This is a genomic window from Qipengyuania aquimaris, from assembly GCF_020171965.1.
Classification (GTDB): domain Bacteria; phylum Pseudomonadota; class Alphaproteobacteria; order Sphingomonadales; family Sphingomonadaceae; genus Qipengyuania; species Qipengyuania aquimaris_A.
Genome location: NZ_JAIUZK010000002.1, coordinates 171,664 through 194,679, shown reverse-complemented (window position 1 = coordinate 194,679; position 23,016 = coordinate 171,664). Strand labels below are relative to the sequence as shown.

General features: G+C 62.3%; 24 protein-coding genes and 1 tRNA gene. 20 read left to right on the top strand and 5 right to left on the bottom strand.

Going from position 1 to position 23,016, the window contains the following annotated elements:
• The first annotated feature begins 232 nt into the window (after positions 1–232).
• The 4 genes from LCM24_RS08565 to LCM24_RS08550 all read left to right on the top strand — a co-directional run bounded on the left by LCM24_RS08565 (position 233) and on the right by LCM24_RS08550 (position 5,100).
• Positions 233–1,414, top strand: coding sequence for an efflux RND transporter periplasmic adaptor subunit (locus LCM24_RS08565; protein WP_224803649.1), 1,182 nt, complete (start codon positions 233–235; stop codon positions 1,412–1,414).
• A complete protein-coding gene (locus tag LCM24_RS08560) occupies positions 1,411–3,645 on the top strand; it encodes a peptidase domain-containing ABC transporter (protein WP_224803648.1) in 2,235 nt (744 codons plus the stop codon). Before LCM24_RS08565 ends, LCM24_RS08560 begins: the two co-directional genes overlap by 4 nt.
• A 133-nt stretch (positions 3,646–3,778) precedes the next feature.
• A complete protein-coding gene (locus tag LCM24_RS08555) occupies positions 3,779–4,126 on the top strand; it encodes a hypothetical protein (protein WP_224803647.1) in 348 nt (115 codons plus the stop codon).
• 158 nt (positions 4,127–4,284) lie between these two features.
• The gene (locus LCM24_RS08550) at positions 4,285–5,100 is read left to right on the top strand and encodes a hypothetical protein (RefSeq protein ID WP_224803646.1); all 816 of its coding nucleotides are present in this window, start codon (positions 4,285–4,287) and stop codon (positions 5,098–5,100) included.
• 105 nt (positions 5,101–5,205) lie between these two features.
• On the opposite strand, the gene LCM24_RS08545 is transcribed toward LCM24_RS08550, so the two are convergent.
• Positions 5,206–5,400, bottom strand: coding sequence for a hypothetical protein (locus LCM24_RS08545; protein ID WP_224803645.1), 195 nt, complete (start codon positions 5,398–5,400; stop codon positions 5,206–5,208).
• Between LCM24_RS08545 and LCM24_RS08540 the strand changes: the two genes are divergently transcribed.
• From LCM24_RS08540 to LCM24_RS08525, 4 genes are read left to right on the top strand one after another with little or no spacing between them, the layout of a single operon-like run.
• Positions 5,389–5,928, top strand: coding sequence for a Fic family protein (locus LCM24_RS08540; protein WP_224803644.1), 540 nt, complete (start codon positions 5,389–5,391; stop codon positions 5,926–5,928). The two genes, LCM24_RS08545 and LCM24_RS08540, sit on opposite strands and share 12 nt — an antisense overlap.
• On the top strand, positions 5,925–6,200 hold the full coding sequence (locus LCM24_RS08535) for a hypothetical protein (protein WP_224803643.1): 276 nt from the start codon (positions 5,925–5,927) through the stop codon (positions 6,198–6,200). Before LCM24_RS08540 ends, LCM24_RS08535 begins: the two co-directional genes overlap by 4 nt.
• A gap of 2 nt (positions 6,201–6,202) precedes the next feature.
• Positions 6,203–7,867 carry an alpha/beta fold hydrolase gene (locus tag LCM24_RS08530; protein ID WP_224803642.1) on the top strand — a complete coding sequence of 555 codons (1,665 nt, stop codon included), beginning with the start codon at positions 6,203–6,205 and terminating at the stop codon, positions 7,865–7,867.
• Positions 7,855–8,406, top strand: a complete 552-nt coding sequence (locus tag LCM24_RS08525; protein ID WP_224803641.1) for a DUF6932 family protein — start codon at positions 7,855–7,857, stop codon at positions 8,404–8,406. Before LCM24_RS08530 ends, LCM24_RS08525 begins: the two co-directional genes overlap by 13 nt.
• 25 nt (positions 8,407–8,431) lie before the next feature.
• Here the strand turns inward: LCM24_RS08525 and LCM24_RS08520 are convergent.
• Positions 8,432–8,505 (bottom strand) — tRNA-Gly (locus LCM24_RS08520).
• Positions 8,506–8,705: 200 nt separating this feature from the next.
• Between LCM24_RS08520 and LCM24_RS08515 the strand changes: the two genes are divergently transcribed.
• The 12 genes from LCM24_RS08515 to mmsB all read left to right on the top strand — a co-directional run bounded on the left by LCM24_RS08515 (position 8,706) and on the right by mmsB (position 19,276).
• Positions 8,706–9,389 (top strand): DUF433 domain-containing protein, encoded by a 684-nt coding sequence (locus tag LCM24_RS08515; protein WP_224803640.1) that lies wholly within the window; start codon positions 8,706–8,708, stop codon positions 9,387–9,389.
• The gene (locus LCM24_RS13120; protein ID WP_224803639.1) at positions 9,386–9,778 is read left to right on the top strand and encodes a DUF5615 family PIN-like protein; all 393 of its coding nucleotides are present in this window, start codon (positions 9,386–9,388) and stop codon (positions 9,776–9,778) included. The genes LCM24_RS08515 and LCM24_RS13120 overlap by 4 nt, the downstream gene beginning before the upstream one ends.
• Before the next feature lie 275 nt (positions 9,779–10,053).
• A complete protein-coding gene (locus tag LCM24_RS08505) occupies positions 10,054–11,127 on the top strand; it encodes a PLP-dependent cysteine synthase family protein (protein WP_224803638.1) in 1,074 nt (357 codons plus the stop codon).
• A gap of 27 nt (positions 11,128–11,154) precedes the next feature.
• Positions 11,155–12,369 carry a DUF819 domain-containing protein gene (locus LCM24_RS08500; protein ID WP_160594224.1) on the top strand — a complete coding sequence of 405 codons (1,215 nt, stop codon included), beginning with the start codon at positions 11,155–11,157 and terminating at the stop codon, positions 12,367–12,369.
• Between the two features lie 89 nt (positions 12,370–12,458).
• Positions 12,459–13,955, top strand: coding sequence for a CoA-acylating methylmalonate-semialdehyde dehydrogenase (locus LCM24_RS08495; RefSeq protein ID WP_221562408.1), 1,497 nt, complete (start codon positions 12,459–12,461; stop codon positions 13,953–13,955).
• 33 nt (positions 13,956–13,988) lie between these two features.
• Positions 13,989–14,477 carry a hypothetical protein gene (locus LCM24_RS08490; protein ID WP_224803637.1) on the top strand — a complete coding sequence of 163 codons (489 nt, stop codon included), beginning with the start codon at positions 13,989–13,991 and terminating at the stop codon, positions 14,475–14,477.
• Between the two features lie 2 nt (positions 14,478–14,479).
• Positions 14,480–14,773 (top strand): I78 family peptidase inhibitor, encoded by a 294-nt coding sequence (locus LCM24_RS08485; RefSeq protein WP_224803636.1) that lies wholly within the window; start codon positions 14,480–14,482, stop codon positions 14,771–14,773.
• Positions 14,770–15,159, top strand: a complete 390-nt coding sequence (locus LCM24_RS08480) for a RidA family protein (protein WP_224803635.1) — start codon at positions 14,770–14,772, stop codon at positions 15,157–15,159. Before LCM24_RS08485 ends, LCM24_RS08480 begins: the two co-directional genes overlap by 4 nt.
• 48 nt (positions 15,160–15,207) lie before the next feature.
• A complete protein-coding gene (locus tag LCM24_RS08475) occupies positions 15,208–16,353 on the top strand; it encodes an acyl-CoA dehydrogenase family protein (protein WP_224803634.1) in 1,146 nt (381 codons plus the stop codon).
• A gap of 8 nt (positions 16,354–16,361) precedes the next feature.
• On the top strand, positions 16,362–17,417 hold the full coding sequence (locus tag LCM24_RS08470; RefSeq protein ID WP_224803633.1) for an enoyl-CoA hydratase/isomerase family protein: 1,056 nt from the start codon (positions 16,362–16,364) through the stop codon (positions 17,415–17,417).
• Entirely contained in the window at positions 17,414–18,196 is a 783-nt protein-coding gene (locus LCM24_RS08465; RefSeq protein WP_224803632.1) for an enoyl-CoA hydratase-related protein, read from the top strand. Before LCM24_RS08470 ends, LCM24_RS08465 begins: the two co-directional genes overlap by 4 nt.
• Before the next feature lie 213 nt (positions 18,197–18,409).
• Positions 18,410–19,276 (top strand): 3-hydroxyisobutyrate dehydrogenase, encoded by an 867-nt coding sequence (mmsB, locus tag LCM24_RS08460; RefSeq protein WP_224803631.1) that lies wholly within the window; start codon positions 18,410–18,412, stop codon positions 19,274–19,276.
• On the opposite strand, the gene LCM24_RS08455 is transcribed toward mmsB, so the two are convergent.
• The 3 genes from LCM24_RS08455 to gcvPA are packed head-to-tail and all read right to left on the bottom strand — an operon-like array spanning position 19,263 to position 23,003.
• Positions 19,263–19,997: a hypothetical protein gene (locus LCM24_RS08455; RefSeq protein WP_224803630.1), complete on the bottom strand. Its 735-nt coding sequence runs from the start codon at positions 19,995–19,997 to the stop codon at positions 19,263–19,265. The two genes, mmsB and LCM24_RS08455, sit on opposite strands and share 14 nt — an antisense overlap.
• Positions 19,998–20,013: 16 nt before the next feature.
• Positions 20,014–21,639, bottom strand: coding sequence for an aminomethyl-transferring glycine dehydrogenase subunit GcvPB (gene gcvPB / locus LCM24_RS08450; protein WP_224803629.1), 1,626 nt, complete (start codon positions 21,637–21,639; stop codon positions 20,014–20,016).
• Positions 21,636–23,003 carry an aminomethyl-transferring glycine dehydrogenase subunit GcvPA gene (gcvPA, locus tag LCM24_RS08445; RefSeq protein ID WP_224803628.1) on the bottom strand — a complete coding sequence of 456 codons (1,368 nt, stop codon included), beginning with the start codon at positions 23,001–23,003 and terminating at the stop codon, positions 21,636–21,638. The genes gcvPB and gcvPA overlap by 4 nt, the downstream gene beginning before the upstream one ends.
• Between the last annotated feature and the right edge of the window lie 13 nt (positions 23,004–23,016).

Genomic DNA, 23,016 nt, shown 5'->3' with positions numbered 1-23,016 from the left:
AATAAGTATCAAATTGCTACTTTTGCGAATATTTTGGAGAATAATTTCGGTTTTTCGGCAAGATTTTCAGCACTCTGGAATATACCGGGAAAAAATTATCCGCAGGCGGTAGACGAAAGTGATCTGATCGGTATCAATAGACCCTCAAATTCGGATTAGGGTCGTTAATCCAATGTTGTTTAGGGACGAGGTTGTTCGCAAGCGTGCGGACAGCATGCACGGGTCTGTGGTCTTGAGCCAGCCGCGTGCCACGACGATGATTGTCGTGGCGCTGGGGGTGCTCATGGTCGGCTTTCTGGCGTTTGCCTTCCTGGGCGAATACTCCCGCACAGAGACTGCGCGTGGCATCCTGATCACCGATCCGCCTTCGGCCAAGATCAGCGTGGCCAGGCAGGGCGTTGTAAGCGAGATTTTCGTTCGAGATGGCGACATCGTCCGCAAGGGCGATCCCCTCTTGAGGATCGATACCGACATCCAGACCGGGGAAGGTGCGCGGATCGCGGCCGGCGGCGTGGCAGCGATCGAACTGGAGACGGACCTCCAGCGGAAACAGTCGATCGATATCCGCAATTCCTATCGCAGCGCCGGTTACCAGCTGGATGCGCAGGTGGCGGATCTCGATTCGCAAGTGCGGACCTATGAGAACCAGGTCACCATGCAGCGCGGCGTGGTCGATTCGAACCGCGAACTCCTCGCCAAGGCAGAGCGGGTTGCCGAACGCGGTTTCGTCAGCGGGGTCGAAATCGAACGCAGGCGCCAGCAGGTAATCCAGAGCGAACAGCAACTGGCCAATCTGGAGCAGCAGCTGGTGACGACCAAGAGTTCGCTTCAGCGCGCGCTGTTGCAGAAAAGCTCGCTCCAGGCCGACATGTCCCGCGAGCTGAACCTGCTGGAAACCTCCGTCTCCCGCCTCGAACGGGAAAGGGACCAGATGGCGGGCTCCAAGGAGTTCGTCGTCGCCTCGCCCATTTCCGGCAAGGTGACAGCGATGCAGCTGGCGCAAGGCCAGACGGCGACGCCCGGCATCTCCGCGATGACCATCGTACCGCTGGGCAAGCAGGTGGAAGCGCAGGTCTTCGCACCCTCGCGAGCCATCGGCCTGGTCGACAAAGGCCAGGAAGTGAACCTGCTGGTCGATGCCTTCCCTTACCAGAGGTATGGCAACATCGACGGCAAGGTCGAAATGGTGTCGGCCACGATGATCGATCCGCGCCAGATCGATGCGCCGTTCAAGGTGGAAGAGCCGGTATTCCGCATCCGCGTCCTGCTCAATGAAGAGGGCGCCGATCTCGCAGAGCGCGGGATTATCCTCCAGCCCGGCATGACCTTGCAGGCAAGTATCGTGCTGGAGCGCCGGACATTCCTCGAATGGTTGCTCTCCCCCCTCACCGCAGTGACGAAGCGCAATCAATGAGCATGGACCTGATCAATCTTACCGGTCGGCCGACCACCCCGTTCATTGCCCAGGACGAAGGCAGCGAATGTGCCTTGGCCTGCATCGCGATGGTGGCAGGCTATCATGGCCTCAAGACCGACATCCAGACGCTGCGGAGGCAGTTCGGCATTTCGCTGCGCGGGGCGACGCTCAAGCAGATGCTCGAAGTTTGCGAACAGCTGAAGCTCAATGCGCGTCCGGTTCGCTGCGAGGTGGAGGACCTGGCACACCTCGCCCTGCCCGCAATACTCCATTGGGACTTGTCCCACTTCGTCGTGCTGACCAAGGTACAGCAAGGCATCGGCGGCCCCAAGTTTACTATCCTCGATCCCGGCACTGCAGAGCGCAAGCTGACCGCGGCGGAGATGTCGGACAGTTTCACCGGCGTCGCCGTTGAAATCCGCAAGGCCGAAAATTTCCGACAGGAAAACCAGCAGCGCAAGCTGAAGATCAGCAATCTCTGGGGCTCGATCAGCGGGCTCTGGAGCAACCTGCGCAACATCCTCATCGTATCGCTTGTGATGCAGCTGGTCGCGCTGTCGATCCCGTTCTTCACGCAAATCGCGATCGACACGATCATACCTTCATACGATTACGATCTGCTGGGAGTGCTTGCCATCGGGTTCGGCATGCTGGCCCTGATCGGCCTTGCCGCGAACTGGTTGAGAGGCCTTATCATCGCCAGCCTCAATGCCGCGCTGTCATACCAGATAATCGTCAATCTTTTCCGCCACCTGACCAGTCTGCCGCTAACCTGGTTCGAAAAGCGACATGTGGGCGACATCGTTTCCCGCTTCGGGTCGACCAAGCCGATCAGCCAGTTGCTCAGCCAAGGCATGGTTGCCGCCTTTGTCGACGGCATTCTGGCAGTGCTGACGTTCATCCTCATGATCGTCTACTCGCCCTTGCTCTCCGCGATCGGGGCCGGGGCACTGATCCTCTATGGCCTCATACGCTGGGCGTTCCTGCGTGCCATCAAGCTACGCAATGTCGACGTCATCACGACGGCGGCAAAAGAAAACTCCGTGTTCATGGAAACGGTGCGGGGGGCATCCGCGATCAAGGCTTTCGCGCAGGAAAGCAATCGGATGCGCATGTGGCAACGCTCCAAGGCCGACGCAGTCAATGCCGAGATCAAGCTAGCCCGGCTGACCTCCGTATTCGATGCGCTCGCCAGCTTCATCCCTACCGCAGAACGGGTGCTGTTCCTCTACGTCGCCGTGCTGCTTGTGCTCGATGCACAGCTCACCGTGGGCATGATCTTCGCCTACCAGGCGTATAAGTCGCAATTCCTCGACGCGGGCATCAGGCTGATCGAGCAGGCGGTCAATTTCCGGATTCTCCAGGTCCACCTCGGGCGTATTTCGGATATCGCCTTGTCCGAACCGGAAGAGCAGCGCGGCCAGGAAACGATCGAGCGGCTGGACGAACTGGAGAAAGGCGTGCTCGCGCGCGGCATCCGATTCAGGTTCAGCCCGACCGAAGACGAAGTCCTTGCAGGCGCCAATCTCTACCTGCCCAAGGGGGCGGTCGTCGCCATGGTCGGGCCTTCGGGCGGCGGCAAGACCACATTGCTCAAGGTCATGGCGGGCCTGCTCGAACCGAGCGGAGGGCAGGTGCTGGTCGATCGCACGCCCTTGAAGTCGATCGCCCATTCCTCCTGGCGCAAGTCGATCGGCTTCGTGGCGCAGGAGGACAAGCTGTTCGCCGGGAGCCTCGGCGAAAACATCGGCTTCTTCGATCCCATGCTCGACATGGAGAGGGTGCGAGAGGTCGCGAAAATCGCGCATATCCATGACGAGATCGAAAAGTTCGCAATGGGCTACGAGACGCGCGTCGGCGATATGGGTTCTACCCTGTCGGGCGGCCAGAAGCAGCGCATCCTGCTGGCCCGCGCGCTCTACCACAGGCCGCAGGTGCTGTTCCTCGACGAGGCGACCGCGCATCTCGATCACCACCTCGAAGGCGAGGTGCTCAAATCCCTGAAGGAAACCGGTGTGACAGTCCTGATGGTGGCGCACCGCGGCCAGTCGATCGCCGCTGCCGACGAGCTGTTCCACGTCGCCATGGGCAGGGTTCGCAGGGCTGAGAAGACGCCCGATCCCGCGGCGAAGAGTGCGGAAAACCGGGACGAGGCGGAGCCCGGAGCAAGGCCCGAGGGCTCCAGCACAAAGCCGCTGGAGCCTGCGCTGCAAGAGGGCGCGCTGTGAGCGATGAAACGCCCTGTCGATGCGACGAAATGCTTACGTATAAACTCGACATATGTATATGCGAGTCTAGTCTAAATTCAGATTCGTGAGTAGTTCTCGAATCAATTGGAGGGGTTGCACAATGCAAGTTAAAATGGAATCCAATACTGAAAAATTCAATACAAGTATCAGGGATCTGACTAAGGAAGAATTACTGATCGTTGCTGGTGGCTATAGTACCGGCATCGTCTGCGAATATCCTCTACCGTACGAACCCGATTGGGATTTTTGGGACTATTACGACGATCCCAATTATGAAGACGTCTACACCGGCGGTGGCGGCGGTGGCGGCGGTTCCACTAGCGATCCCGAGCCTGAGCCTGAGCCTGAGCCGGAAGAGCCTGCCGATCCGGATGCGGATACGCCGACCAACCCGCCGGAGCCTGATCCGCTGCCTGGCAACGAAGATCCGAATCCCAATCCCAACTATCACCTGCCGTGATTTCCTGGCCGGGGCCCTGTGGCTCCGGCCAGTCTGATTACGGGTGATTAAAGGCGGGGCGGCCGCGCTGCCCTGTCACTTCTTCGACTTGCGTCCACCTGGATTGCGAGAGCGAAGGACTGTGCCTTTCGTCAATTGCATTTTCATAGGAGGAAAAAATGAATGCAATTAAGAAAATTTCCGTCGGAGGGGCGGAACTGAACAAGCAACTGCGCGAGCTCACCAAGGATGAGCTGGCCATGGTCGCCGGCGGTACCGGGACCATCGTGGTCACCGGCGATCGCTGGGAATGGGATTACTGGGATTACAACGACTATTATTCCGACCCCAATTACGAAGACGTCTACAGCGGCGGCGGCGGCGGTGGCGGCGACGCAGAGCCTGATCCTGAGCCGGAAGCGATGGACGAAGCGCTCAAAACTGCCTTGGAAGGTGAACTCGCCAAGCTCGAGCAGAACCTGAAGGACATGATCGACAAGGTCGGCGACTTCGACATCAAGGTCGGCGACTTCACCATCAAGGCCAGCGCACTGCTGGATGGTCTTGGCAAGCTGGGCGGCATCTTCGATCTCTACGAAGCCGGCCAGATTACCAACGACATCCTGAATGGCGACGCGAGCGTAGGCCAGGTGGTCGGCTTCCTTGGCGCACTCGCCCTTGGCGCCGGCATGGCAACAGCCGGAGCCGGACCGCTGGCAATCTTCATCGCAACTTCGGCAGCAGGCCTTCTCATCCCCGGCGCCGTCAACAGCGCAGTGGAACTGCTGAACGCCGGCTTCGAAGCTGCATTCGATATCGCGGTCGACAGTCTCGGCTCGGTACCGTCGGATCCGAGCTGGCCGGATTCCATCTCGGAATACCACTTCATTCTTCATCTGTTGGGTCAGCCGCACGATCACTCGGGCGATCCGTACGGCGATCCGTATTATGGTGGTGGCGGTTTCAACGACAACCCGCACTACCAGATTCCTTAATGAACCGGGCCGGGGCGCATTTGCGCTCCGGCCTATTTCCGACAGGACACCAAAACCATCAAGACACGTCGCACTCTCCTGAGCCCGCCCGAAAGAGCGGATCTCTCACAGGACGCTCTTGCAGCCCTGGAAGCGGCCACGGCCAAGCTCGCCTTGCTCGCGCCTCCGGAGCCTGCGCTCCTCAAGGCGATTGCGAACGGCTCCTTCCCCGAACTGATCCATCCCTTGTGCGCCCATCTCGGCAAGGGCGAAGGCCCGGACTGGAGCCGCATCGCGCAAGGCCGCGAATTGCGCGCGCATTTCTCCCGCGCGCTTGCCGGACCGATCACGCCGGAAAATCTGGTGACGGCCCTGTGCGAGGCGAATGCCTCCCTGCCGGGCTGCTCTGGAAAAATCCGCACAGCAGAAACCGGCCTGACCCCCAATGCAACGGGCATCCAGGTCTATTTTCCGCCCGCCGGCACTGTCTCGCCCCAGGTCGAGGCCATCGCCCGTTTTATCGCTCAGGGCGAAGACCCGCTCCTGGCCGCGATCGGCGCGCTCGGCATGCTGCTCAATTGCCACCCGTTTTCCGATGGCAACGGGCGCGTGTCGCGGGCGCTCTACGACCACTTGCTGCACAGGGCCGGCAGCCGCGATTTTTTCCCACTTTATCCTTTGCTTTTCGCAGCGCGCCGCTCTTTCGACCTTGCTTTGCGAGAGGCGGAGATCAAAGGCGACTGGTCACCATTCGTCATTCATAACTGCCTGCTTATCTCGATCACGGCCGACTGGCCTCGCGATGAAGCTGCCAGCAAAAACACCGCCCTACACGGAGCGAACCAATGAACACACTTCGCCAGCGATGCCCGCGATGCGGCACGCCTGTTCCCTTCAAGAAAACGCAGATGGGTCTTGGCAAGGAATTCGAGTGCCGCAAGTGCGGTGCGAAACTGATGATCCAGCGCAATTTCTGGATTCCGCTGCTCGCGCTTTTCGCTTTCTTCCGGCTCAAATCCTACACCGAAACAACGACTGAAATGGCGCTTCTCCTGCTCGGCCTCGCCGTGCTGGTCTATATCCTGTCGGTTATCTTCATGCAGCCCAAGTTACGTGACTAGCGATGCCGCGCGTTTCCACCATCCTGCCGCTGGCGATGGCGGTCCTGTCGATCCCGGCGCTAGCCTGGGTCGCGGAATCCGCGAAGCCCGCGCGCGCGGATGACGGCAGCAGGCAGGTTCCGGTCTCGGTCGGGCTTGACGCCGCGGAGTGCGACTTCAACCGCATTTCCCTTTCGCCCGATGGCAGCGCTGTGATTGCCTGGGACGACAGGAAACCCAACGCCGTCTATCCCGCGGGAAATGCGGCTAATTCGTCGATCGCCTACCTCGAGGCTGACGGCACGAAGCAATTCTTCCGGTTCCCCGGCGAGATATCGGCCCTGAACTGGCGAAGCAGTGGCAAATATGTCGAAATGCTCTTGGAAGGGCGCAATTACGGGTTGTTCGAGCCTGCCAAAAGCGAGCTGCGTGCCTGGCCGCTGCACCCTGCATGGGCTTCGACCAATGTCGAGAGCGCACGGTTCGATGCCCTGCGCGAAGGAATAGACAAGGATGGTCTTGTCGAAGATCTCGCCCGGCTGGAAGGCCCCTATTCCCGATTTGCGGGTGCCTTGGTCCTCGCCGCACGGGACGAGCTCTTCACTCCAGGGCAGCTCATGCGCCGGCCCGTCGGTGACGGATCGAACGCATCGCTTTTCGATCTCGCATCACCGTTGGCAGTGGCGCAGGGCGGCATGCCTTCCGCGCGCGAGGGCCTGCCGGTCAGGCCGCTGTTCAATCTTGCGACGGGAAAAATCGTGGGAGAACAGCACCTGGGAGCCGTGCGCCGCGCTCCGGACGACGTCTGGCGGTCTGATTTTACCGGTGGCCTGGTGGAAGACGGGGTGGCGGTCGGAGGATCAGCCGCGTTCCTGATCGCGTCTGCCAGCGGGGGCCATTTCGTGCGGTTCGAGCATGAGTCCAAGCCACCCGTGCAATATGCCCTATGCGGCAGTGGAACCGGCAATATCTCGAGCAGCATCACCGGTTTCGCGATGGGCGGAATGCAAAGCGCCGCGCTCTTTCATCGGCAGGCCGCGGGCAGCCGCAAGCTGGCCGTCCAGTTCCACGGCGGACCGTTTTCATCGGTGGAGGACGGCTATCCTTCGCGCACCATCCGAAAGCTTGTGGGTGCCGGCTACGATGTGCTGCAAATGGACGGCATCGGTGCGCGGACCAATGCGCCGATCGGTGACCGCCCCGATGTAACCGCACAATCACTTGGCAAGCTCAATGCCGAAGTCGCGGCCTGGGTCGCGCGCCAGGATTACGACGATATCGTGGTCGTCGGTGAGAGTTACGGCGCACTGGCCGCCTCCGATCTCGCCATCCGCTTCAATGAAAGCGGGCAGGATCCGGTCAGGCTCGCCCTCCTGGCGCCGCTCACGATCCTGCATGCCGACCGGGCTATGAACGGGCGCAAGCCCCACCCGGCCAGTCTCCAGCTTCGCTCGGAAGCCAAGGCATTCGGCGTAGGGCAAGATCGGGTCCGCCTCGGCGATTGGCTGGAGGATCTCATGATGCGTGCATGCAGCCTGGGCGAGGTGGTCGTGGTCATCGGGGAGGCCGACCGGCGCACGCCCCCTGACAACCAGGCGCCCTGCATCAGGAAAAAGGCGAAAATAGTCCCCGATGCTAATCATGTGTCACTCTTCGACAAGGACGAGGCCTGGCAATGGCTGAACTGAACGCCCCGGCAATCCCGCAGGCCGTCCAGGCAATCATGGACGAGGCGATCGACTACGCCCGCCCCCTGTCATTTCCCGCATTTCCGCAGGGTGTCGAGCAGTCCAACCCCCTCAACAGCGCGCCTTACGTATTCTCGTGGGAAGCGTTCGCGAGCGAGTTTTCCTTCGATGAGGTGAGGAAAGCGCGGACTTTGGTGCTGGCTCAGGCTTGTCGCAGGATGGCCGAAGCCGGTTTGCGCGTGGAATTCATCATGGTGGGGGGAAGTCACATCGCGCGCGAAGCGGCCCGCCCCAAGGATCTCGATTGCGTCATATTCTACAGCGTCGCACAACCGGACTCTGCCGACCTCGCCGCCATACCCCACCTCCAGAAAGGCTTGCTCGCAAGGAGAGTAGATGCGCGCCTGATCCCCTTCGACGGAGCTCCGATCCTGGCGGCCAAGATGCTGGGATTTTTCACCCTGCTCTATTCCAGTTCCAAGGGCGCGGGGAATCGCAAGGGGATGGTGCTGGTCGAACCGCCACCACCAGGGCGGTAAAGGCCCGTCGCACGGGCTGATGTGTTGGAGCGGGTGAAGGGAATCGAACCCTCGTCGTCAGCTTGGGAAGCTGCTGCTCTACCATTGAGCTACACCCGCAAAACATTGAAATAACTAAGGAAAAATTCGTTTCAATCGCAACTTTCCAACATCTTCATTCCAACAATTCCAACAGCGTTCTGCCGCATATCAACTTCTTGAAACAAGTCTACGCTGACTATGGGTGCGTCTCCGAGATAGTTCAACCATTCGAAAAATTCGTTTGTCCTATGCTCACTGATTGTGGTTATAGACGCGTCATGTCTGCGGTCGACTTCGGAATTGGTATCTACACGCCCCCCGAAGCGGCGCGAATGATTGGCATGAGGCCGGCAACGCTGCGGCGGTGGCTGCTCGGCTACGAGCACGACGGTAAGTTCGAACGACATCTTTGGCATCCGCAATACGACGCCGATGATGACGGGTTACTACTAGGCTTCAGGGACCTCATCGAGGCACGCATAGTCAACGCACTTCGTGATCGACGCATTGGCCTGCAAACGATCAGAACGTGCATCGATAGAGCTCGAGATATTGTCGGAGATGAGAGGCCCTTCTCGACCCGCGAATTCAAAACTGACGGCAACACCATATTCCTTGAGATCACCCGAGATCTAGAGGAACCAATCTTTATCGACTTGCGACGCAGCCAAGGCGTCTTCAAGCGTGTGGTAGAGCCGACCCTCAAAGATCTCGATTTTGGTGACGAAGGTGCTGAACGGTGGTGGCTGCTGCCGGGGAAGCGGACGCTTGTCGCAGATCCAACAAGATCGTTTGGGCAGCCGATAGTTGCGGACCACGGCATATCGACCTCAGTCTTGAGGGAAGCAGTCGAAGCCGAGGGATCGGTTGCAGAAGTCGCAAAGCTATTTGAAATCGACCCCGCCGCAGTCCGGGACGCTGTGGCTTATGAAGAGCGGCTCACAAATCCGAAGGTGGCGTGAAGCTGCTAGTCGACAATAATTTGCCCCCTAGGCTCGGGCGTGGGTTAGCGGAGCTCTTCTCCGGCACCCATCACGTTGAGCACATAAAGGATAAGTTCGGCACTGGAAGCTTAGCTGATGAGGATTGGATAGAGCGCCTCGCCAAGGAGGGTAATTGGTGCGTCCTATCCGGCGATCGCAGGATTGCCTCTAAGCGTCCCTCGCGCGAACTATTTCTAAGATCCAAACTGATCGGTTTCTTTCCGCAAGCCGCTCTTATGAAGATACCGCTCGAGCGTAAAGCCTCTCGAATTCTCTACCTCTGGCCGCAGATGGTGGTCACTTCAGAAACGGTCGATCGCGGCTGTTTCGGCCTGGGCATGAAGGGTAGTCGTTTGGCTGCACTATAGCAGTGCCAGGCCTATGTATTTGTGCTCGCAAGCTAAGTAAAAACCCTTCCAACATGAGCTGCCAAACCGGTCCATATTGGAAAAAACTAACGCAAAAAATGGCGGTTTTCCGTCAATCTCGCAGCTTGGGAAGCTGCTGCTCTACCATTGAGCTACACCCGCCTGGTGGAGCGGCGCTTGCCATGGGCCGCGGCTTGCGGTCAATCGATTCGGTGAGCGGCGGAAAACCCGGGGCGGCGGCTTCACCTTCGCGGCCAAGACTATAGAAGGGCCGGATGACGACGAGGCGCGAATGGGTGAACTGGGCGATCGGGCGGATCGAGGCCGATTTCAATCGGTCTGCGGACACGCATCTCATCCCCCTGCCCGTCCCCGCGCTTCCCGACATTGCCATCTATCTCAAGGACGAATCCAGCCACCCGACCGGCAGCCTGAAGCACCGGCTTGCGCGCTCGCTGTTCCTTTACGGCCTGTGCAATGGATGGATCTGCGAGGGCACGGCCATCGTCGAGGCATCGAGCGGGTCGACCGCTGTTTCCGAAGCCTATTTCGCGCGAATGCTGGGCCTCCCCTTCATCGCCGTCGTGCCCAAGACGACGGCGCAGGCGAAGATCGATGCCATCGCCTTCTACGGCGGCAAGTGCCATTTCGTCGACAATCCCGGCGAGATGTATGACGCGGCGCAGGCCCTCGCCGATGATTTGAAGGGCCATTACATCGACCAGTTCACCTTCGCCGAACGGGCGACTGACTGGCGCAGCAACAACAACATAGCAGAATCGATCTTCGCCCAGATGCAGCGCGAGCCGCATCCGGTGCCGCGCTGGATCGTATGCGGAGCGGGGACCGGCGGGACGTCCGCCACCATCGGCCGCTTCGCCCGCTACAATCGCCACGACACCAAGGTGTGCGTCGCCGATCCAGAAGGCTCGGTCTTCCACCGACACTGGGCCGACCGGTCGGTCGAGCGGGTCGACCATCCCTCGGGCTGCATCGAAGGGATCGGACGCCAGCGGGTGGAGCCGAGCTTCCTGCCGGACGTGGTAGATGCCATGGAAGCCGTGCCCGACGCCTGCTCAATCGCTGCCGCGCACGAGGTGAGCGAACGGCTCGGGCGGCGCTGCGGGGGATCGACCGGTACGAATGTCTGGGCCTGCGCCAAGATCGCCGCCGACATGGCGGAGCGCGGCCTCAAGGGTTCGATCGTCTCGATCCTGTGCGATGACGGCGCGCGCTATGCAGACACGATTTTCGACGAAGATTGGCTGGCGGACAAAGGCTTCGACATCCTCCCCCAGCGCAAGAAAATCGCCCATTTCTTCGAAACCGGTACTTTCGCTGCCGGCTGATACAGCCCCTTCCGGGAGAAATTTCACGTGATTACCGACGACCGCATCATCCTTGGCCTCCTGGGCCTGGTGCTCGCCTTCGTATTCGTGACGCGCGATCGGCCCGGATGGCAAAAGTTCTACACTTTCGTGCCGATCATCCTCGTCTGCTACCTCGTACCCTCGCTGATGGTCACTTTCGGGCTCATCGATGTGAGCGAGAGCAACCTCTGGACCGTCGCGAAGGACTTCTTCCTGCCCGCAGCGCTGTTCCTGATGACGCTCAGCATCGATCTGAAGGGCATCCTCGGCCTTGGCAGCAAGGCGATCATCATGTTCCTGACTGCGACGTTAGGCATCGTGATCGGCGGACCGCTGGCGCTCTATATCGTGGCGCAGTTCGACCCTTCGATCATCGGGACGGGACAAGACGCGGCATGGCGCGGTCTCGCCACTCTGGCGGGCAGCTGGATCGGCGGCGGGGCGAACCAGACCGCGATGCTGGAAGTCTATGGTTACAACATCGAGAAATACTCAGCGCTCATCGCGGTCGACATTATCGTCGCAAACATCTGGATGATCTTCCTCCTTTACGGTGCAGGCGCGAGCGAGAAGGTCGACCGCTGGCTCGGCGCGGACAGCAGCGCGATCGACCGGCTGCGCGACAAGATGGCCGATTACACCAGCTCGGTAGAGCGCGTGGCGACCGCGAACGATTACGTCCTGCTGTTCGGAGCCACCCTCGCGGTGGTCGGTCTGTGCCACCTTGCAGGCACCATGCTGGGCGGGTTCTTCGCCGAATTGCAGGGCGAAGAGGCAACGCTGGCGAGCAGTTTCTTCTGGGTCGTCGTGGTGGCGACCACGCTCGGCCTTGCCGCCAGCTTCACCCGCGCGCGCAACCTGGAAGGTGTCGGCGCGAGCAAGTTCGGCACGCTCTTCATCTTCCTGCTCGTAGCGATCATCGGCACCAAGATGGACGTCACGCAGCTGGGCGATGCGCCCGGCTTCATGGCCGTCGGCCTGATCTGGATGCTCTTCCACGTCATCCTGCTGCTGCTGGTGGCAAAGCTGATCAAGGCCCCGTTCTTCTTCGTCGCCGTCGGCAGCAAGGCGAATGTCGGCGGTGCAGCTTCGGCGCCCGTCGTGGCGGCCGCGTTCCATCCGGCACTGGCCCCGGTCGGCGTTCTTCTGGCAGTGCTCGGCTATGCGCTCGGCACCTATGGCGCGATCCTGTGCGCACAGATGATGGCGGCGGTCGGATAGTCCCGAAAGGCAAAGGTTTCATCTGAAACCGGTTGATTTCGGAGCATCCGCTTGCCACAGCCGTTGGCAAGAAAAGAGAGGATTCCCCCATGCGTCAGGTTGACCATTTCATCGCCGGTGGAGCCACCGGTTCCGCCACCCGCAAGCACCAGATCTGGAACCCGTCCACGGGCGAGGTCCAGGCCGAAGTGGCCCTTGGCGATGCAGCCCTGCTGCAGAAGGCCGTGGACGAAGCGAAGAAGGTCCAGCCCGAATGGGCGGCGACCAATCCGCAGCGCCGCGCGCGCGTGATGTTCGAGTTCAAACGCCTCGTCGAAGCGAACAAGCAGGAACTCGCCGAACTGCTTTCCAGCGAACACGGCAAAGTCGTCGAGGACGCACATGGCGACGTGCAGCGCGGCCTCGAAGTCATCGAGTTCGCTTGCGGCATCCCGCAGGCACTGAAGGGCGAGTACACGCAGGGCGCGGGCCCCGGCATCGATGTCTATTCGATGCGCCAGCCGCTCGGCATAGGTGCGGGCATCACCCCGTTCAACTTCCCGGCCATGATCCCGATGTGGATGTTCGGCATGGCGATCGCCGCCGGTAACGCCTTCATCCTGAAGCCGTCCGAGCGCGATCCCTCCGTGCCGGTGCGCCTCGCCGAACTGTTCGTGGAAGCCGGCGCGCCCGAGGGCCTGCTGCAGGTCGTCCATGGCGACAAGGAAATGGTCGACGCGATCCTCGACCATCCCGACATTCCGGCAATCAGCTTCGTCGGCTCCTCCGATATCGCGCAGTATATCTACTCGCGCGGCACGGCGAACGCGAAGCGCGTGCAGGCGTTCGGCGGCGCGAAGAATCACGGCATCGTCATGCCCGATGCCGATCTCGACCAGGTGGTGAACGACCTTGCCGGGGCGGCTTTCGGCTCGGCAGGCGAACGCTGCATGGCGCTGCCCGTCGTCGTCCCTGTGGGCGAAGACACCGCGGATCGCCTGCGCGAAAAGCTGATCCCTGCGATCAACGCCCTGCGCGTCGGCGTCTCCAACGATCCTGAAGCGCATTACGGCCCCGTCGTCACGCCGGAGCACAAGGCACGCGTCGAAGGCTGGATCGATACGGCAGAAAAAGAAGGCGCCGAAGTCGTCATCGACGGCCGCGGCTTCAGCCTGCAGGGTCACGAGGACGGCTTTTTCGTCGGCCCGACGCTGCTCGACCGCGTCACGCCCGACATGGAAAGCTACAAGGAAGAAATCTTCGGCCCGGTCCTCCAGATCGTGCGCGCCAAGGATTTCGAGGACGCGGTACGCCTGCCGAGCGAGCACCAGTACGGCAACGGCGTCGCCATCTTCACCCGCAACGGCCACGCCGCGCGCGAATTCGCCAGCCGCGTGAATGTCGGCATGGTCGGCATCAACGTGCCTATCCCGGTGCCGGTCAGCTACCACAGCTTCGGCGGCTGGAAGCGTTCGGGCTTCGGTGACATCGACCAGTACGGCATGGAAGGCCTCAAGTTCTGGACCAAGGCCAAGAAAGTAACCCAGCGCTGGCCCGACGGCGGCGGTGACGGCTCCAACGCCTTCGTCATCCCGACGATGGGATAAGGACAGCGGGCGAGGCGTTGGGTAGGAATGACAATGATTTCACCCCGACGCCTCGCCCTCCTTTCGCTCCCTCTCCTGCTCGGCGCCTGTAGCGACCCGCTCCAGGAGGCGCCAAAGCCGGAAGAGACCATGATGCCGGTCGAGCCCGATGGCGGCATCGGTGACGGGGCCAATCCGCTTCCCGAACTTCTCGGCACGGAAATACCGCAGGCTCTGCATGGGCGCTGGGGTCTCGTGCCGGCCGACTGCACCTCGACGCGGGGCGATGCCAAAGGCCTCATCACCATCGACGCAGAGCGCATCGAATTCTACGAATCGCGCGCCGTCGTGGACGAGATCGAGGAGCAGGACACCGGCATGATCCGCGCCCGCTTCGCCTTTACCGGAGAAGGCCAGGAATGGACCCGCGATATCGAGTGGCGCCTGTCGGAAGACGGCGCGAAGCTCATGCGTTCCGAAACGGGCGAAGATGCGCTCGACGAACCTGTGAGCTATACGAAGTGCGAACCCGAAGGAGAGTGACGATGAAAGCTGTTCTTGCGATTTGTGCCGCCCTGCCGCTGGCAGCCTGCGCGACCGCCTATGAGGGGGCCGACGTTCCCGCCGCGGTCGCCGGCACCTGCGATGCTGCACCAGTGCAGTATCATGTCGGGCACGAGGCGACTTCGGACATGGGCGCGGCAATCCTCGCAGAAAGCGGCGCGCGGACCCTGCGCTGGGGCCCGCCGGACTCCGCATGGACGATGGACCATCGCACGGACCGGGTGAACGTGCGCTATGATCGCGACATGAAGATCACCGCGGTCACCTGCGGATGAGCGAGCGGGAGCGGGCATCCTCGGGTTCGCCGTTCGAGGAGCAATTCGGCTTCTGCCGCGCAGTGGGGGACGGCGATCGCATCATCGTCGCCGGCACCGGCCCGATCGAGGATGACGGGTCGAGCACCGCAGGCGATGCCGCCGCACAGGCTGCGCGCTGCTGCACACTGATCGTCCGCGCGATCGAGCAACTCGGCGGCTCGGCCTCCGACGTCGTGCGCACCCGCATGTTCCTCACCGATTTCGACGACCAGGCCGCCGTCGGCGAAGTCCACGCGCGCTTTTTCGGCGAGGCCAAACCGGCCGCAACGATGGTCGGCTGCGCATGGCTTTGCCGCAAGGAATGGAAAGTCGAAATCGAGGCGGAAGCAATCGTTAAAGGCTGAGGCCGCCCACCCCTTCCCTTGCCCCCGCGAGAGGTTTAGAGCGCCCCCATGACAGGACAATTCCAGCTTTCCGAAGAGCAGCTCGCCATCCAGGAAATGGCGCAGCGATTCACCGCCGACAACATCACGCCCTTCGCCGGCGAATGGGACGAAAAGAGCCACTTCCCGCGCGATGTGATCAAGAGCACCGCCGAACTCGGCTTCGGCGCGATCTACGTTTCCGAAGAGAGTGGCGGCATCGGCCTCGGACGCCTCGAAGCCGCGCTGATCATGGAAGCCATGGCCTATGGCTGCCCGACGACCAGCGCCTTCATCTCGATCCACAACATGGCGAGCTGGATGATCGACCAGTTCGGGTCGCAGGACGTGAAGGACCGCTACCTTCCCGACCTCGTCAGCATGGAAAAGATCGCCAGCTACTGCCTTACCGAACCCGGCAGCGGCTCCGACGCTGCGGGCCTCAAGACCAGCGCCGTGCTGGATGGCGACCACTACGTGCTAAACGGCACCAAGCAGTTCATCTCCGGCGGCGGCGTCAACGACGTCTACGTTACCATGGTCCGCACCTCGGATCACAAGACCAAGGGCATCACCTGCCTGGTGATCGACAAGGACACGCCCGGCGTATCCTTCGGCAAGCCGGAAAAAAAGCTCGGCTGGAATGCCTCGCCCACCGCGCAGGTCATTTTCGAAGATGCGCGCGTGCCGGTCGCGAACCGCGTCGGCGACGAGGGCGAAGGCTTCCGTTTCGCGATGATGGGCCTCGACGGCGGACGCCTCAACATCGGGGCGTGCTCGCTGGGCGGTGCGCAGCGCTGCCTCGACGAGGCCGTGGCCTATACCAAGGACCGCAAGCAGTTCGACACGCCGATCGCGGATTTCCAGAACACGCAGTTCATGCTGGCCGACATGGCGACCGATCTCGAAGCCTCGCGCGCGCTGCTCTATCTCGCGGCCGCCAAGGTGACCGACAACGCGCCCGACAAGTCGCGCTTTTCCGCCATGGCCAAGCGCCTTGCGACCGACAATGGCAGCAAGATCGTCAACGACGCGCTGCAGCTGTTCGGCGGTTATGGCTACTTGAAGGAATACCCGATCGAGCGGTTCTGGCGCGACCTGCGCGTCCACTCGATCCTCGAAGGCACGAACCAGGTCATGCGCATGATCGTGGGTCGTGACCTCCTGCGCCAGTGAGCACCGACATGACTGACGACATCCTGATCCATACCCATGGCCGCGTCGGCCATATCAGCCTCAACCGCCCGAAGGCGCTGCATGCGCTGACGCTCGACATGTGCCACGCGATGAGCGCGGCGCTTACCGAATGGGCGAATGACGACGCCATCGAAGCGGTGATCCTCGATCATTCCGAAGGGCGCGGTTTCTGCGCGGGCGGCGATATCAACCTGCTGCGCCATTCCGCCCTCAACGATGGCGGCAAGAGCGGCCGCAAGTTCTTCCATGACGAGTACCAGCTCAACCACCAGATGATGACCTATGGAAAGCCCATCGTGGCTTTCATGGACGGCATCACCATGGGCGGCGGCGTTGGTATCGCCCTGCCCTGCACGTACCGCGTCGCGACCGAGAACACCCGCTTTGCCATGCCCGAAACCGGCATCGGCCTGTTCCCGGACGTCGGCGGCGGCTGGCACCTCTCGCGCCTTGGCGGGCGGCTCGGCGAATTCCTTGCGCTGACCGGCGCGCGACTCGACGGGGCGGAATGCCTCTGGGCCGGTATCGCCACGCATTACGTGCCGAGCGAAATGATACCCGAGGTCAAGGCGCGCATCATCGACAAGCCCGACCGTATCCGCGGCATCCTGTCCGAACCCGTCGGCACCCCGCCAAAGGCACGGATCGAGGGCAATGCCGACAAGATCGCGAAGCACTTCGCCTCCGATCGCTACGAGGACATTGTCGCCAGCCTCGAAAAGGCCGCCGATGACGGTGACGAATGGGCGGCCAAGGAACGCGACACGCTCGGCACCAAGAGCCCGCAGACCTGCAAGGTCGCGCTGCGCCAGCTGGCGACCAGCCGCGAGCTCGACAGTTTCGCCGACAATATGGCGATGGAATACCGCATCGCCAGCCGCGTGCTGACCCGCCCCGACTTTGCCGAGGGCGTGCGTGCGGTGATCGTGGACAAGACCAACGACCCCAAATGGGATCCGGCAACGCCCGAGGGCGTGAGCGAGGAACTGCTCGACAGCATCTTCGCCCCGCTACCCGCAGACGAGGAATGGAAACCCCTATGAGTTACGAGACCATCACCGTCGAACAGCGCGATGCGGTCACGCTGATCACGCTCAACCGCCCCAAGGCGCTGAATGCGCTGAACAGCCAAGTGCTGGAAGAGCTGACCGAAGCCTTTGCCGCTTACCAGGCCGACAGCAGCCAGCTGTGCGCGGTCCTGACCGGCTCGGGTGACAAGGCCTTTGCCGCCGGTGCCGACATCAAGGAAATGAGCGAGAAGGCGGCTGCCGACTTCTACCTCGAAGATTTCTTCTCGCCCTGGACCAGCGAAATCGTGAAGAAGACCCGCAAGCCGTGGATTGCCGCGGTGAACGGCTTCGCGCTTGGCGGCGGGTGCGAGCTGGCCATGATGGCGGACTTCATCATCGCCAGCGAGAACGCGAAGTTCGGCCAGCCCGAAATCAAGCTGGGCGTGGCCCCCGGCATGGGCGGCTCGCAGCGCCTGACCAAGGCCATCGGCAAATCCAAGGCGATGGAAATGTGCCTGACGGGCCGCATGATGGGTGCCGAGGAAGCCGAACGCAGCAACCTCGTCGCGCGCGTCGTGCCGCATGAAGAATTGCTCGACGATGCGATGAAGACCGCCGCGCAGATTGCCTCGATGCCGCCGATGGCCGCAATCGCGAACAAGGAAATGGTCAATGCCGCCTTTGAGACCAGCCTCGACCAGGGCCTGATCATCGAGCGCCGCATCTTCCAGATCCTTACCGCGAGCGAGGACAAGAAGGAAGGCATGGCCGCCTTCGTCGAAAAGCGCGAGGGCAAGTGGAAGGGGCGTTAAGGCAACGCCCTTTCCTACAACGCCGCGCTGGCGTTAGCTGCGCTTTCAACAAAAGTTCGCCGCCTCAGAAAAGCGGGCGCACAGTGTAAACTTCGGATTCCGGCAAATACCTGTTAAAAATCAGATGCCTGGAGTCTAATCGCAAGGGCGACACACTGTCGCCTTTGTCACCCAATCGAAGCCCGGCATAGACCGGGTAGACGGAGAGAGATCATGAAAATCGCCTTCATCGGCCTCGGCAATATGGGCGGCGGGATGGCCGCGAACCTCGTGAAGGCGGGGCACGAGGTGAATGCCTTCGACCTGTCGGAAGAGGCACTGGCGACGGCCAGGGACAATGGCTGCGCGACCTTCACCGATGCGGCCGAAGCCGTGCAGGGTGTCGACGGTGTCGTGACCATGCTCCCCAATGGCGGGATCGTGAAAGCGGTCTACGAAGGCAGCGTGATCGGCAAGGCTCCGGCAGGCGCAGTGCTGCTCGATTGCTCGACCATCGACGTCGGCACCGCGAAGGAGGTCATCGCCAAGGCCGAAGCCGCCGGATACGACATGGTCGATGCCCCTGTTTCGGGCGGGATCGCGGCGGCCAATGGCGGCACGCTCACCTTCATGGTCGGCGGGACCGAAAAAGCATTCGGACGCGCCGAAGAGGTGCTTCAGGCGATGGGTAAGGCGGTCATTCACGCAGGTGACGCTGGGGCTGGCCAGACCGCCAAGATCTGCAACAACATGCTGCTCGCCATCTCGATGATCGGCACCGCCGAAGCGATGAAGATGGCCGAAAAGCTCGGGCTCGACCCGCAGAAGTTCTACGAGATCAGCTCGCAGTCCTCAGGCTATTGCTGGTCGCTCAACGCATATACGCCGATGCCCGGCGTGGGCGCCGAAAGCCCGGCGGACAATGATTACAAGGGCGGCTTTGCCACGGCGCTGATGCTGAAGGATTTGCGCCTGGCGATGGATGCGGCGAAGGATGTGGATGCGACCACCGTGCTCGGTGCGAAAGCGGCGGAGATTTACGAGGAACTCGCCAAGGAACACGGCGGCCTCGATTTCTCCTCGGTGATCAAGACGCTCTGAGGTCTTCGAGCACCGCCGCGAGCCATTCGCGCGGGGCCTTGCGCCGACCGATGTCGGCGACGAACTCCTGGCCGCGCGCGACGCTCTTCAGCCTCTCGCCGCGAAGCCAGCGATCCGCACGGTCGTGATAGGTCAGCCCGCCGCGCTTTAGCCAGGAGGGCCGGTTCCACAGCGATGGGGGCCCTTCCTCGACCGTGAGCCGCAATGCGGGTGAGGCGCGACTGGCCGTGCCACCCGGCCCGACATAAAGGCAGTCGTTGCTGCCATGCATGGCCAGCGCGTGGGGGTGGTGGTGCGCGCGGAATTCATCGCGCTCCTCATCGCTGCAGCTGGCGAGGTGGACCATGCGCTCTACCTCCATCCAGCCGAAGATGCGGTGATGGGGCTCGCCGCTCGCCTCTTCGCGAAAGAGGCCGAAGAACAGGAAGATATCGCCCACGCCGACACCCTGGTTGGCGAGATGCGTCTGCGCCGCGCCGACCTGCCCGAAGATGCAGGTGCCATCGCCCGTGAACATCGGGTCGTGGTGGCACAGGTCCGCCTCGCCGAGCTTGCCCCGGCTGGCTGCCTTCGCATGTTCGCCCAGCCCGAGCGCGCCATAGCTCGTGTTCGAGGCCGCGCCGGCGGGTATCGGCAGGCTCACGGGCACACCATCCACGATAGGCGATGCACCGCCACCTGCCGCGCTGTCGAAGCCCTTGCGGCTGAAGACGATCTTCATGACCGCCGCCCGGCGATCAACGTCCGCCCTGCTCGCTCATCGTCGGCTGGCCTGAAGGCGCCACCGGCTCCTCATACGCCAGCACGGGCTTGCGCGCGGCGAGCGTCTCGTCGAGGCGGCGGCGCGGCGCATAATGCGGCGCAGTCTTGAGCGTGGCGTCTCCGGCCTTCGCCCGTTCCGCCACGCTGCGCAGCGCGGCGATGAACTGGTCGAGCGCAGCCTTGCTCTCGGTCTCGGTCGGCTCGATCAGCATCGCTCCATGCACCACCAGCGGGAAGTACATGGTCATCGGGTGATAGCCTTCGTCGATCAGCCCCTTGGCGAGATCGAGCGTCGAGATGTCCTCGGCAAAACCGGCGTCGGAGAACAGCGCCTCATGCATGCAAGGCCCGCTCGGCCCGAAGGGCGCATCGAGCACGTCGTCGAGACTGCGCAGCACGTAATTGGCATTGAGCACCGCGTCCTCGGCGACCTGCTTCAGCCCGTCCGCACCGTGGCTGAGCATATAGGTCAGCGCGCGGGTAAACATGCCCATCTGGCCGTGGAAGGCGGTCATGCGGCCGAAGCTCTGCATGATGCCGTCGAAATGCTCTTCGGAGAAAGAGTCCGCGTCTTCTTCCTCGATCAGGTGGACGACACCGTCCTTGGTGCGTGCAGTGTAGGGCAGCGGGCCAAAGGGGCTGAGCGCTTCGGAGAGGACCACCGGGCCGGAACCCGGGCCACCACCGCCATGCGGGGTGGAGAACGTCTTATGCAAATTGATGTGCATTGCATCGACGCCGAGGTCGCCGGGGCGGACCTTGCCGACGATGGCATTGAAGTTCGCACCGTCGCAATAGACGAAGCCGCCCGCTGCGTGCACCGCGTCCGAGATCGCCTTCATGTCGCGCTCGAACAGGCCGCATGTATTGGGGTTGGTGATCATCACCGCAGCCACATCGGGGCCAAGGCGCGCCTTGAGCGCTTCGAGGTCCACACGACCTTCGGGCGTGGCGGGAATATCCTCGACTTCGTAGCCGGCAAAGGCAGCGGTCGCCGGGTTCGTGCCGTGCGCGCTTTCGGGGACCAGCACGACCTTGCGGGCATCGCCGCGCGCTTCCAGCGCGGCGCGGATGCAGAGGATGCCGCACAATTCGCCATGCGCGCCTGCCTTCGGGCTCATCGCGACGCCGTGCATACCGGTGAGAGCGATCAGCCAGTGAGCCAGCTCGTTGATCACTTCCAGCGCACCGCGCACGGTCTGGACCGGCTGCAGCGGATGGACATCGGCAAAGCCGGGCATGCGCGCGACCTTTTCGTTGAGCCGCGGGTTATGCTTCATCGTGCAACTTCCCAGCGGGAAGAAGCCGAGGTCGATGCCATAGTTCTGGCGTGACAGTCGCGTGTAGTGGCGCACCGCCTCAGGCTCGGACAGGCCCGGCAGGCCGATCGCCTCTGCGCGGTCCATGCCGCCGAGACGCGTTGCCGCTCCCGAAGGTTCGGGCAGATCTACGCCAGTCGCCTCGACATGGCCGATTTCGAACAGCAACGGCTCCTCGAGCATCAGCGCGCGGTTGCCGGTGACGGTGTCGGGTCCGCTCATCGCATTGTGATCTTCGACCGGGGTGCCGGGCTTCCAGCCGGACTGGTTCGGCGCGCTCATGACAGCACCTCCTCAAGAGCGGAGGCAAGGGTCTCGATGTCCTCCTCGGTGGTGGTTTCGGTGACGGCGACCAGCAGGCCATCGGCAAGCTCACTATTGTTCGGAAACAGCCGGCCGAGCGATACGCCAGCGAGAATATCCCGCTCTGCCAGAGTGCGCACGACTGCGCGCGCATCGGTGCCGAGCCGGATCGTGAATTCGTTGAAGAAGCTGTCGTTGAGGACGCTCACGCCCGGCACCTTTGCCAGCCGGTCGGCGGCGTGGCAGGCGAGGCGGTGGTTCTCCATCGCCAGGCGGCGCAGGCCCTTCTCGCCCAGCAGCGTCATATGCACGCTGAATGCCAGCGCACAGAGGCCCGAGTTGGTGCAGATATTCGACGTCGCTTTCTCGCGGCGGATGTGCTGTTCGCGCGTCGAAAGGGTCAGGACGAAACCGCGCTTGCCTTCTGCATCGACGGTCTCGCCGCACAGGCGGCCCGGCATCTGTCGCACGTGCTTCGGGCTGGTGACCGCGAAGAGGCCGAGATACGGGCCGCCGAACTGGAGGCCGACGCCAAGCGACTGCCCTTCGCCGACAACGATATCCGCGCCCATTTCGCCGGGCGATTTTATCGCACCAAGCGCCACCGGCTCCGTGTTGACGACGATCAGCAGCGCGCCCTTCTCATGTGCCGCATCGGCGATCGGCTGCAGGTCGGTCACGCGGCCGAGGATGTCGGGGTACTGGACGACCACGCAGCTGGTGTCGTCGTCGATCCGCGCGATCAGCCCGTCATTGTCGGGCTGTGCCTGCAAGGCGGGGCTCGCATGCGCGATCTCGTCTTCGGTGAACTTGGCCATGGTCTTCACGACCTCGGCATAATGGGGGTGCAATGCGCCCGAGAGCACGACCTTGCGCTTCTTGCCGCGCGCGATCCGGCTGGCCATGGCAACCGCTTCCCAGCAGGCGGTCGAGCCGTCGTACATCGAGGCATTGGCCACATGACAGCCATAGAGCCGCGCGACCTGCGTCTGGAACTCGAACAGCATCTGCAGCGTGCCCTGCGCGATTTCCGGCTGGTAGGGCGTGTAGGCGGTCAGGAATTCGCCGCGCTGGATGATGTGATCGACACTGGCCGGGACATGGTGCTTGTAAGCCCCTGCCCCGAGGAAAAACGCTGCATCGGACGCTGCAAGGTTCTTCTTCGACAGGCGCCGCATGTGCTTTTCGACCGCCATTTCGCTGGCGTGCATGGGCAGGCCCTCGATCGGGCCGGTCAGCCGCGCCTCTTCGGGCACGTCGGAAAACAGCGCGTCCACATTGGGCGCACCGATCGTCTCAAGCATCGCCGAACGATCGGCTTCGGTAAGCGGCAGATAACGCATTGAATAACCCCTG